An 11355-nucleotide genomic window follows, 5' to 3' on the forward strand; every position below is an offset into this window, starting at 1 on the left:
AGCATCGCCGCATTTGCGGCCGGGAAACCGGGCTCCATATTTGCTCGGCATGCTCCAACTGCAAAAAGGGGCGGCGGAAATTTGCGCCGCCCCGGAACCGCCACATTTTTCGAACGTTTGTCACCTGATTGGGGGACCGTTCGATGAATGAAAATGCCAGACCGGACAAGACCGGCAATTCGGTCGCAGCCGGCGCCACAGCCGGAACCGTTCCGATCACGAGGGCGGACCCGCTGGAGGCCCCGCCATCCACGTCGCGCCGCGACGATGCGCGCAGCCAGCAGCCGCTTGGCCGCGAAGCGCTGGATGTGGTCGTCGCCTGGTCGGTGATCGGCATCTTCCTCATCATGCTGATGGCGGTCATCCACGAATTGTCGCTCATCCTCATTCCGGTGGTGATGGCCATCGTGGTGGGCATGATCCTCGGCATCGCCGCCGAAAAGCTCGGTTCCTACGGCATTCCCGGCTTCGGCGTCGCGCTCATTCTATCGAGCCTCGTGGCGGCGGTGATGTTCTTCGTGGTCAATTCGCTGACCGAGCCGCTCTCGCTTCTCGCTTCGGAAGGGCCGGCGCTGGTGGAGCGCAGCATCGACCGTTTCCTGCCCTATCTGCAAAGCCTCAGATGGCTGAATATTTCGGCGGCGAGCTTCAGTCTGGGCTCGATGTCGATGGAATCTTTGATTTCGCGCAGCGGCGAAATCATTTCCGTGCTCGGCTCCAACGTCACCCCGGCCGTCATTCAGGGCCTGATCTTCCTCGCCGCGCTGCTGATGTTTCTCTATAGCCGGCTGCGGCTGCGCAAGGCGATCATCATGGCCTTTCCGGCCCGCCACCAGCGGCTTCGCACCATCCGCATCATCGGTTCTGTGGAAGAGGTGCTCGGCACCTATTTCGCCACGGCGGCGCTGATCTATGCCGGGCTTGGCGTGACGATGGTGATCATCGCCTATTTCGGCGGACTGGCCATGCCGCTTCTGTGGGGGCTGTTCGCCTTTCTCTCCAGCTTCGTGCCGTTTCTCGGCATCACCGCCATGACGATTTCGCTGACGGTGGCGGGTATCATCACCCATGACAACATCATTCTGGCGCTTCTGCCGGCGGCTATCTTCTTCACCATTCACCTGTTGATGGAAAACCTCGCCTTTCCGGCGGTGGTGGGCCGCAACATGGAGATAAACCCCTTCCTCGTCTTCGTGATGATCATCTTCTGGACATGGATGTGGGGGGCGGCCGGGGCCATGCTGGCGCTGCCGCTGTCGCTGATCGCCATGACGGTGACGCGGGAACTCTTCCCCTCACGCCGGGTGGTGCCGAAACTGCCGGATTGAGCACGGCTTCAACGGCAGGCGCGGGCGCGTGGGGCTTACCCCCCTCTGCCCTGCCGGGCATCTCCCCCTCAAGGGGGGAGATCGATCTGCGGCGAGGTTTCGCCCATCTCAAGGTTAGAGAACGAAGTGGCGGGAGGGCCACCAGCCGATCTCGCCCCTTGAGGGGGAGATGCCCGGCAGGGCAGAGGGGGTAAACCCCACGCGCCAGCAGTCAGGCCGCTCAGGAAGCGAGCGGCATTCCCTGCGCCTCCCCCTGCGCGCTCGCCATGCGGCGCTCGTGCTCGATCAGCCATTTCTTGCGCCACAGCCCGCCACCATAGCCGGTCAGGCTGCCATCCGCGCCCAGCACACGGTGGCACGGCACGACAATCGCAATCTGGTTGGCGCCATTGGCACGCGCAACCGCACGCACGGCGGATGACCTGTCCATGGCGGTTGCGAGCGAGGAATAGCTGACGATCTCACCCACCGGGATTTCCCGCAGGCTGCGCCAGACATCGCGCTCGAAGGGCGTGCCGTGGCCGGCAAGCCTAGTTTCGAAGGCGGCTGAATGCCCGGTGAAATAGGCCTTTAGTTCCGCTTCGATCTGGCCGGTCACGGCCGTCCGGCCAAGCACCATATCTGCGCCGGTGCGCGTCTTCAGTCGTTTCAGCTCGGCGGGAAGCGCCGGCCGGTCGGCGAATTCGAGGAGATGCAAAGAGTGATCGTCGGCCACGGCGAGCATCGGGCCGATTGGCGTATCGATCCAGTCACCCTTCAAAAACCCTTTGCCCTTCATGGCGGCGGGCGAAGAGCCGAAGAACTGGTTGATGGCGGCGCGGAAACCGCTGCCGGATTCGTAACCGGCATCGATCTGCGCGCCGATCACCGCTTCGCCGGAAGCGATGCTTTCCGCAGCGCTACCCACCCGCCGCAATCTGGCGATTTCCAGAAAGCTCATGCCGAAACGGCGCTTGAAGGTGCGGCGCACGGTGGACGGATCATGGCCGAACGCCACCACATCCTCCTCGCGCCAGCGCCGCGCCGGTTCGTTTTCCAGCGCCGTCAGCAGCGACGTTACGGTCTCATCGGCGGAGCCATAGGACAGCATCGGCTTGCAGCGCTTGCAGGGACGGAAACCGGCTTCCAGACATTCGGCGATGGTCTCGCGGAACCGGCAGTTTTCGATCTTCGGCTTGCGCGCCGTGCAGGTGAAGCGGCAGAAAATCTTCGTCGACGTCACACACACATAGGCCACGCCCTCATAGGCGGGGTCCTTGTTCACAAGGGCGGAATAGAGTGTTTCGGTGTCGGGGCGTTTGAACAGCATCATGGGGAGGATGCTAGCGCAAATTTTTGACCCGCGCCGCCGAAAAACGGGCATGGATGTGGAAGGATGTATCTTCATCCTTCAGTCCTGCCGACGGCTGCTTTCAGTGAGGCGAGCGGGTGCGGCATATTTCTTCTCCCCGCCGGGGAGAAGGTGGCGCGCAGCGCCGGATGAGGGGGCGACGGTGGAGAGATGCGGAAAGCTTGCCCCCTCATCTGCCCTTCGGGCATCTTCTCCCCGGCGGGGAGAAGAAACGGGCGGCGACCTTGTGCCTCAATTCCCCGGCGGTGCGAAGGACGGGTCATCCAGCCTTGTGAAAATCACGCCGCGCGCCTTCAGCGCCAGAAGGCCTTTCACCACGCCCTCGCCCGCTTCATGGGTGGGCTGGTTGATGTGGGAGATAATGACATCGCCATCCCTGGCGGAAGCGATGTGTTTCGCCGTCGCGGCCGCACCCAGCAGCGAGCCGCCATCGCCATTGACGGAATAACCGGCGACCCGCATGCCGAGCCGGTTGATGGTGGTCATGGAGGACCTGGTATATTTGGCGGTGGCACCGCGGAACCATTGCGGCTGGAGGCCGGTGGCGGCGACGATGGCCTGCCGGCCGCCCTCCACCTCCTGCTCGACCGCCGCTTCCGAACCGGCGGCGGCGATGCCGTAGATGGAAACCGGCTTATCTACCGCCGGCACATGGTTTTCGCCATGGTTTTCGATCTCGAACAGATCGGGATGCGCCATGAGCGTGGCCAGCGCCTCGCTATTGTGTTTCAGCCAGCGGGCGGTGACGAAGATCGTTGCCGGAATGCGCTCCTTCACCAGCGTATCGAGAATACGGTGGTCGGTCTTGCCCATGCAGGCATCGAGCGTCATCGCCACCCGCACCTTGCCGTCATGCTGCGGCGACATTTTCAGCGTCGGTTCGACAAGGCCGGTCCCCGCTAAGGCGGCGGAAGAAGCGCAGAAAAACAGGGTGGCGATGAAGAGGCGACGCAGCATTTTATGTTCCGGAGTGTGAAGACGTGGCAATCCGCCCGCAAAGCGCCCGAATTAAGGCGCGGTTTCCAGTGCCGACAGCGCTTCCAGCGCCTCTTCCACCCGCTGGCGTTCGGCGCTGGTGAGCGGCAGGATCGGCCGGGGCGGTTCGCTGACCGTCAGCGACAGGATGTTGGCGGCGACATAAACCACGCGGATGCTGCCGAATTCCTTAAACAGCGCCCAGAGCGGCTGGAAGGCCGCATCGATCCTCTTCGCCTCTTCCGCATTGCCGGCCTGAGCCGCCCGCATCAGCCGCAGGGCCGGAACCGGCAGCAGGCCGGCGACTACGCTGTACCAGGTGTCGCCGCCGGCAAGCGTGGCGTCGGCGCAGCCCCAGTCGCCGCTGTAACCGATGGCGAAATTATCCGACAGCTTCGGCCTCAGCCGCGCAAGTTCACCGGCATAATCGGAATCGGCCGGCAACGGCATCTTGATGGCGCGGATATTCGGGATATAGGCAAGCCGCACCAGAAGCTCGTCGCTGAAGGCAAAGCGGGTCGTGGTGGGGTTGTTGTAGATGGCGAGCGGCAGGCCCGTTGCGCCGGCCACGGCGGCGAAATGGTGATAGGCCTCTTCCTGCGTCAGCGGCGTATAGGAGACGGGTGCCAGCAGCAGCGCATCGGCGCCGGCCGCTTCCGCATCCTTGGCCAGCGCCACGGCGTCATCGGTGCGCAATGCGCCGACGCCTGCCATCAATATGCGCTTGCCCTTGAGGATGGCGGCGGCGGCCTCGATGGCCCGACGCCGCTCCTCGCGCGTGAGATACATGTAGATGCCTGTGCTGCCGAGAATACCGACAGAATCGACCGCCGCCGCATCCAGCCGCTCGATCAGGGCACAGAAGGCCTCGGCATCGACCCGCCCGGCCTCATCGGCCGGCGTGATCGGAAAAGCAGAAAGCCCCTTGAATCGTTTCGCCATGTTTATGTCCCTCACTTCGATCGGAAGTCAGGGTTACAGAGCCGTTGACGACGCGGCAACAAAGCGGCGGCTAAACGCCGGCCTGAAATCGAAAAATTCCGTGCTCAGTCATAAAGATACAACTTCTTCCACTGCTCCTCGGGAATTTTATCGCCCACACGGTAGTCGAAGGACTGGATGCTGAGGCTGTCACTCTTGAGCTGGCACTTATATTTGAGCTTGTACCATTCGCCCGAACTTCTGAAGACCGCGCCCGGCGCCTTGATGGAGTTCTTGCCGACTTCCGGATCACCGAAAGTATAGGCGATGACCTTGTCCGGCCGCATGCCCTTCTGCTCGGTCGCTATCCTTTCCATCGCCTCGATATCGCAGCGCTGTTCCAGCCGCTCCTCGGGGGCAAGCGCGTTCAACTGCCGCATGACGCTGGCATCGATCGCGAAAGCAGGCGTGAAGGTCTGCAAGCCAAGGAAAAAGGCAGAAAGGGCAGCGGGAAAAAGCTTTCGCATGGGATCCTGTCAGTTTTTTCGTTTGTTCTTGTGGTGGGCGGCAGGCCGGGCGGCCTGCATCCATCATCGCTGATTTGCCGGATATTGCCAAAATGTGATCGAAAGCTGACGAAATTGTGCCCAAGCCGCATTCCGCCTGTGGAGATTTGAAACTTGATCGGCCGCAAGGCCCGCTCTACATCTTGGTGCCGCCCAAGAATTCTTCATACGAAAGCGAGTTTCCCTTGCCGATTTTCAAGAACCTGCCCGCCGCCCCGACCGCCGAAAAACGGCCCGTTCAGGATACGCATCACGGCATTACCCGCACCGATGACTACGCATGGTTCCGGGCCGATAACTGGCAGGCCATGTTCAAGGACCCAACCCTGCTCGACCCGTCGATCCGCGCCCATCTGGAGGCGGAGAACGCCTATATGGAAGCGGCCATGGGTGACACCAAGGCGCTTCAGGAAAAGCTGTTCGAGGAAATGAAGGGCCGCATCAAGCAGGATGATTCCTCCGTACCGGTCAATGACGGGCCTTATGCCTATGGCACGCTGTTCGTGACCGGCGGCGAGCAGCCGCATTATTTCCGCACCCCGCGCGGCGGCGGCGAAAAACACGTGCTGCTGAACGGCGACAAAGAGGCCGAGGGCAAGGATTATTTCCGTCTTGCCGGCCTCGACCAGTCCTCCGATCACAGTCACGGCATCTGGGGTTATGACGACAAGGGTTCGGAATATTTCACCCTGCGCATCCGCAACCTCGAGACCGGCGAAGACCTTGCCGATGTCGTGGAAAACACCGGCGGTGGCGGCGCATGGGCGCCCGATGGCAAGAGCTTCTTTTATACGCTGCAGGACGAGAACCACCGCCCCTCCAAGGTCTTCCATCATATCATCGGCGAGCCGCAATCGGCCGACCGGCTGGTCTATGAGGAAAAGGATCCCGGTTTCTTCATGGGCGTCGGCGCGTCGGTGCTCGACGATTTCATCTTCATCGACATTCACGACCATGAGACCAGCGAATATCGCATTCTCTCCACCAAAGACCTGACCGCCGAGCCTGCTATCGTGGCGGAGCGCGAAGAGGGCATCGAATATTCGATGTGCGAAGGCGGCGATGTTTTCTTCATCCTCACCAATGACGGCGACGCCAAGGATTTCCGCATCGTGGAAGCACTGGTCACCGCACCCGGCAAGGAGAACTGGAAAGAGGTGGTTCCGCACGAGCCGGGCCGCCTCATCCTCTCCGTCGATGCCTATGCCCGCCACCTGATCTGGCTGGAACGCCGCGACGGCCTGCCGCGCATCGTCATCCGCGACCGCCGCACCGGCGAGGAACATTCCATCGCCTTTGCCGAAGAGGCCTATTCGCTCGGCCTGCATGGCGCGGCGGAATATGACACCGACGTCATCCGCTTTTCCTATTCCTCGATGACGACGCCGAGCCAGCTGTTCGATTACGACATGGTGACGCGCGAGCGCACGCTGCTGAAGACGCAGGAAGTGCCCTCCGGCCACAATCCGGACGATTACATCACCCGTCGCATCATGGCCCCTGCCCATGATGGCGAGCTGGTGCCGGTCTCCCTGCTCTATCGCAAGGATGTGGCGCTTAACGGTTCCGCCCCCTGCCTGCTTTATGGTTATGGCGCTTACGGCATCTCCATTCCCGCCTCTTTCTCCACCACAACGCTGTCGCTCGCCGACCGTGGTTTCATCTATGCCATCGCCCACATCCGCGGCGGCAAGGACAAGGGTTTCGAATGGTACGAGACCGGCAAGATGGAAGCCAAGCAGAACACCTTCAAGGACTTCATCGCCGCTGCCGATCATCTGGTGCAGGAAGGTTTCACCTCCTATGGGGGCATTATCGCCGAAGGCGGCTCGGCCGGCGGCATGCTGATGGGAGCCGTTGCCAATATGGCGCCGGAAAAATTCGCCGGCATCATCGCCGCCGTTCCCTTCGTGGACGTGCTGACCACCATGCTCGATGACACTTTGCCGCTCACCCCGCCGGAATGGCCTGAATGGGGCAATCCGCTGGAATCGGCAGAGGAATATGGCTGGATCGCCGCCTACAGCCCCTATGACAATGTGGGTGCGAAACCTTACCCGCCTATCCTTGCGCTTTCCGGCCTCACCGATCCGCGCGTGACCTATTGGGAGCCGACCAAATGGGTGGCGAAGCTGCGTGAGAAGACCACGGGAGAAGCGCCCATCCTGCTGAAAACCAACATGGCGGCCGGCCATGGCGGCAAGTCGGGCCGTTTCCAGCGGCTGGAGGAAATTGCCTTCGAATATGCCTTCGCGCTGAAGGTGGCCGGCAAGGACGCGGCGTGACCCGCTGATGGCGGAACGGGCGGCGGATAACGTCGCCCGCTTCGAAAACAGTATAAAAATACCCTTCGAAAACCCGTTTCTGAATATTTTTTCCACAAAATCGCGCCGGTATTTTTTCTTTAAATACCACTTTACAGCATAACGGATTTTTATTTCAAAATACTGAAATTCAAAATACACCTCAGTAAATTACAAATATATTTTCAGTATTACGCCAGACGGGAAAATGTTCCGGGAATCGAACGCATGGCTGCGATGCGCCATTTCGCGTTGCAATATCACTTTTTGGCCGTATTATGCCGGTCGTTGACATATTCATGCGCCTTTTCGCCGCGTCTCCTGCGGCAATGCCGCAGCGTGTTCTGCGGATATTCTTCTTGCCGTCATTTTTCGGCTTTTCCACGCGCCATGTCAGTTCGCCCTTGGCAATCCGGGCTTTGCAGTGCTCCCGCTTTGCCAATTGAAAACACTGCATCAGACTTGGGGGTCTTACACATGAAGAAACTCCTCGCCTCGACCATTCTCGTAACGGGCTTTACCATCGCTGCCGGTGCAGCAAATTCCGCCAATGCCGCTGAAGAGTGCGGCAGCATTTCCATCGCCGAAATGAACTGGGCATCCGCCGGTGCCGCGGCTTACGTCGACAAGTTCATCATGGAAAACGGCTATGACTGCACGGTCAATGTCGTCAGCGGCGATACCATGCCGACCTTCGCCTCCATGAACGAAAAGGGCCAGCCGGACATGGCGCCCGAATTGTGGGTTAACGCCGTGCGCGAGCCGCTCGATGCCGCCGTCAAGGAAGGCCGCATGATCGAGGCATCTAAAATCCTTACCGATGGCGGTGTCGAAGGCTGGTGGATCCCGAAATTCATCGCTGACGCGCACCCTGATATCAAGACCGTCGAGGATGCACTGAAACATCCCGAACTTTTCCCCGCGCCGGAAGACGCCAGCAAGGGCGCCGTGCATAATTGCCCGTCCGGCTGGAACTGCCAGGTGACCACCGCCAATCTCTACAAGGCGCGCGAGGGCGACAAAAAGGGCTTTACCCTGGTCGATACCGGCTCGGCCGCCGGCCTCGACGGCTCCATCGCCAATGCGTTTGAAAAGAAGCAGGGCTGGCTCGGCTATTACTGGTCGCCCACCGCCATTCTCGGCAAATACGAGATGGTGAAGCTGGATGATGGCGTCGAGCTCGATCGCGCCCATTATGACGAATGCACGGCCAAGGTCGATTGCGCCGATGCCAAGGTCAATGCCTATCCGGTGGCCGATGTCTTTACCGTCATCACCAAGGACTTCGAAAGCAAGGCCGGCGTAACGCTGGACTACATCAAGGCCCGCAGCTGGGACAACAAGACGGTTGCCGAGATCCTCGCCTGGATGGATGAGAACCAGGGCACCAACGAGGACGGCGCGGAGTATTTCCTCGAGAACCACGAGGAAATCTGGACGAAGTGGGTTCCGGCCGAGGTGGCGGAGAAGATCAAGGCTTCGATGTGATTGATTGATGGGGGGCCGGCGCAAGCCGCTTACCCCCCTCTGCCCTGCCGGGCATCTCCCCCTCAAGGGGGGGAGATCGACCTGCGGCGGGGTATCGCCCATCACAAACGTTGAGAATTGGAAAAGGGTGCGCCCTGCCGATCTCCCCCCTTGAGGGGGAGATGTCCGGCAGGACAGAGGGGGGTGCCGCACGCACCGACCTCCCGCCCACCCCAAAACCCAAAGGGAAAACAACAATAATGGCCCTCTGCACTTACCTGCCGGACATGCTCTGCAAGTTCCCGGCCATCGACAATTCCACGATGCGTGTGGCACGCAAGACCATCGATGACGGTTTTCGCGACATCGTGCGCAACTACGGCGATGCGATCGATGTGATCGTGCATCCGCTGCAGCTCTTCCTCAATTCCTCGGAGCGGCTGTTCATCCAGACACCGTGGATCGTCACGCTCCTCATCATTCTCGCCATCGTGCATCTGGCCGGTCGCAGCTTCAGAATTACCAGCGGCACGGCGCTAGCCCTGCTGATGATCGGCGCCGTCGGTCTCTGGCGCGATGCCATGACGACGCTTTCCATCGTCGCCATCGCCACCCTGATCGCCATCGTCATCGGCCTGCCGCTCGGCATCCTGATGGGTCGTTCGGAACGCCTGCAACGCCTCATCAATCCCGTGCTCGACGTGATGCAGACACTGCCCAGCTTCGTTTATCTCATCCCCGTGGTGGTGATTTTCGGCATCGGCAAGGTTCCGGGCCTGATCGCAGTGGTGATCTATGCCATCCCGCCCGTCATCCGGCTGACCAGCCTCGGCATCCGCCTGGTGGACCGCGAAGTGCTGGAAGCGGCAGACGCCTTCGGTTCTTCCAACGGCCAGAAGCTGTTCAACGTGCAGCTGCCGCTGGCGCTGCCCACCATCATGACCGGCATCAACCAGACCATCATGATGGCGCTCGCCATGGTCGTCGTCGCCTCCATGGTCGGGGTCGGCGGGCTCGGCAAGAACGTGCTGCAGGCCATCAACAACCAGTTCTTCACGGTGGGCTTCCTGAACGGTTTCGCTCTGGTCGCCATCGCCATCATGTTCGACCGGGCGAGCCAGGCTTTCGGCAAGCGCCTGCAGAAGTACCGCGAGGTCTCCCATGGCTAAAAGCATCGAAATCCGAAACCTTTACAAGATCTTCGGCAAGCATCCCGAGAAGCACCTCGAAGCGGTGCGATCCGGCATGGACAAGGCCGAACTGAACGACAGGCACAACCACGTGCTTGGCCTCAACAACATCAACATCACCATGCCGGGCGGCAAGATCACCGTCGTTATGGGTCTTTCCGGCTCCGGCAAGTCGACGCTGATCCGCCACATCAACCGGCTGATCGATCCGACCGCCGGCGAGGTGCTTTACGATGGCGAGGACATCTGCGGCATGAGCGCTTCGGCGCTCAGGCAATTCCGCCGTCACAAGACGGCAATGGTGTTCCAGAAATTCGGCCTTCTGCCGCACCGCACCGTGCTGGAAAACAGCGTCTACGGGCTCGATATCCAGGGTGTGCCGCGCAGCAAGAGCGAAGAAAAGGGCCGTTACTGGCTGGAACGCGTCGGCCTTGCGGGTTACGAGGATTATTATCCGAACCAGCTTTCCGGCGGCATGCAGCAGCGTGTCGGCCTTGCCCGCGCACTTGCCAATGACGCCGATATTCTGCTGATGGACGAAGCCTATTCGGCGCTCGATCCGCTGATCCGTGTCGACATGCAGACCATGCTGCTCGATCTGCAGCAGGAGCTGAAGAAGACCGTGGTGTTCATCACCCACGATCTGGACGAGGCGCTCAGGCTCGGCGACCACATCGCCATTCTCAAAGACGGCGAAGTGGTGCAGCAGGGCGATGGCCAGAGCATCATCCTCTCCCCGGCCGATGGTTACGTCACCGACTTCGTGCGCGACGTCAATCGCGGCCGCGTGCTGCAGGCGACCACGGTGATGGAGCCGCTGGAAAGCCGCCCCGAGGGCATGCCCGTGCCGGAAAACGCGACGCTGGAAACGATTGCCCGCGACATGTCGGAAGCCAACGAGACGACCGCTCATGTAGTGGACGAGGACGGCAAGCCGGTCGGCAGCATCGGGCTGGACACGCTGGTGGCTGCGATGGTGACGCCCGCGCCGCAGGAAGTTGAGGCGGAGGAGCCGGAGAAGCTCCAGGAAACGGTTATGCCGGTGGAGAAGGAAACGGCGTAATCCGGCACCGGACGGATTGGCCGCGTCCGTGAGATTTCCTCTTTCCGTCATACCGGCCTTGAGCCGGTATCCAGCCGGCCCTGAAAGGACTCTCTCGCCGCGCAGACGCGCGTCGGCTGGCAACTGTATTGGCGGATATTATTCTCAGGGTGTCCTGAATGTGGTTTTATCCCTGAGCATGGCGTTTGCGA

Annotated in this window: 9 protein-coding genes; 5 read left to right on the plus strand and 4 right to left on the minus strand. The window is 61.0% G+C overall.

Annotated features, from left to right (window positions below):
* The first annotated feature begins 143 nt into the window (after positions 1-143).
* Entirely contained in the window at positions 144-1328 is a 1185-nt protein-coding gene (locus tag ACQZ5N_RS18505) for an AI-2E family transporter (protein ID WP_174056494.1), read from the plus strand.
* A gap of 220 nt (positions 1329-1548) precedes the next feature.
* On the opposite strand, the gene ACQZ5N_RS18510 is transcribed toward ACQZ5N_RS18505, so the two are convergent.
* The 4 genes from ACQZ5N_RS18510 to ACQZ5N_RS18525 form a co-directional block, all read right to left on the minus strand.
* The gene (locus tag ACQZ5N_RS18510) at positions 1549-2640 is read right to left on the minus strand and encodes a bifunctional transcriptional activator/DNA repair enzyme AdaA (protein ID WP_448733727.1); all 1092 of its coding nucleotides are present in this window, start codon (positions 2638-2640) and stop codon (positions 1549-1551) included.
* Positions 2641-2910: 270 nt separating this feature from the next.
* Positions 2911-3636 (minus strand): polysaccharide deacetylase family protein, encoded by a 726-nt coding sequence (locus ACQZ5N_RS18515; protein WP_448733728.1) that lies wholly within the window; start codon positions 3634-3636, stop codon positions 2911-2913.
* Between the two features lie 51 nt (positions 3637-3687).
* Complete coding sequence (locus ACQZ5N_RS18520) at positions 3688-4596, minus strand: dihydrodipicolinate synthase family protein (RefSeq protein ID WP_448733729.1); 909 nt, start codon at positions 4594-4596, stop codon at positions 3688-3690.
* Positions 4597-4700: 104 nt separating this feature from the next.
* Complete coding sequence (locus ACQZ5N_RS18525) at positions 4701-5102, minus strand: DUF930 domain-containing protein (protein WP_035218353.1); 402 nt, start codon at positions 5100-5102, stop codon at positions 4701-4703.
* Positions 5103-5326: 224 nt separating this feature from the next.
* On the opposite strand from ACQZ5N_RS18525, the gene ACQZ5N_RS18530 reads away from it, so the two are divergent.
* The 4 genes from ACQZ5N_RS18530 to ACQZ5N_RS18545 all read left to right on the plus strand — a co-directional run bounded on the left by ACQZ5N_RS18530 (position 5327) and on the right by ACQZ5N_RS18545 (position 11164).
* Positions 5327-7426, plus strand: coding sequence for a S9 family peptidase (locus ACQZ5N_RS18530; RefSeq protein ID WP_448733730.1), 2100 nt, complete (start codon positions 5327-5329; stop codon positions 7424-7426).
* Between the two features lie 495 nt (positions 7427-7921).
* Entirely contained in the window at positions 7922-8932 is a 1011-nt protein-coding gene (locus ACQZ5N_RS18535; protein WP_448733731.1) for an ABC transporter substrate-binding protein, read from the plus strand.
* A 239-nt stretch (positions 8933-9171) separates the two neighbouring features.
* Positions 9172-10080 carry an ABC transporter permease gene (locus tag ACQZ5N_RS18540; protein ID WP_448733732.1) on the plus strand — a complete coding sequence of 303 codons (909 nt, stop codon included), beginning with the start codon at positions 9172-9174 and terminating at the stop codon, positions 10078-10080.
* On the plus strand, positions 10073-11164 hold the full coding sequence (locus ACQZ5N_RS18545) for a quaternary amine ABC transporter ATP-binding protein (protein WP_448733733.1): 1092 nt from the start codon (positions 10073-10075) through the stop codon (positions 11162-11164). Before ACQZ5N_RS18540 ends, ACQZ5N_RS18545 begins: the two co-directional genes overlap by 8 nt.
* The last annotated feature ends 191 nt before the right edge of the window (positions 11165-11355 follow it).

It is taken from the genome of Agrobacterium sp. 22-221-1 (assembly GCF_053522445.1).

What these genes read in the sequence shown, in the direction of transcription:
- ACQZ5N_RS18520 (WP_448733729.1), bottom strand. Translation starts at nt 4,596, where the DNA reads ATGGCGAAACGATTCAAGGGGCTTTCTGCTTTTCCGATCACGCCGGCC.
- ACQZ5N_RS18545 (WP_448733733.1), top strand. Translation starts at nt 10,073, where the DNA reads ATGGCTAAAAGCATCGAAATCCGAAACCTTTACAAGATCTTCGGCAAG.
- ACQZ5N_RS18525 (WP_035218353.1), bottom strand. Translation starts at nt 5,102, where the DNA reads ATGCGAAAGCTTTTTCCCGCTGCCCTTTCTGCCTTTTTCCTTGGCTTG.
- ACQZ5N_RS18505 (WP_174056494.1), top strand. Translation starts at nt 144, where the DNA reads ATGAATGAAAATGCCAGACCGGACAAGACCGGCAATTCGGTCGCAGCC.
- ACQZ5N_RS18535 (WP_448733731.1), top strand. Translation starts at nt 7,922, where the DNA reads ATGAAGAAACTCCTCGCCTCGACCATTCTCGTAACGGGCTTTACCATC.
- ACQZ5N_RS18510 (WP_448733727.1), bottom strand. Translation starts at nt 2,640, where the DNA reads ATGATGCTGTTCAAACGCCCCGACACCGAAACACTCTATTCCGCCCTT.
- ACQZ5N_RS18515 (WP_448733728.1), bottom strand. Translation starts at nt 3,636, where the DNA reads ATGCTGCGTCGCCTCTTCATCGCCACCCTGTTTTTCTGCGCTTCTTCC.
- ACQZ5N_RS18540 (WP_448733732.1), top strand. Translation starts at nt 9,172, where the DNA reads ATGGCCCTCTGCACTTACCTGCCGGACATGCTCTGCAAGTTCCCGGCC.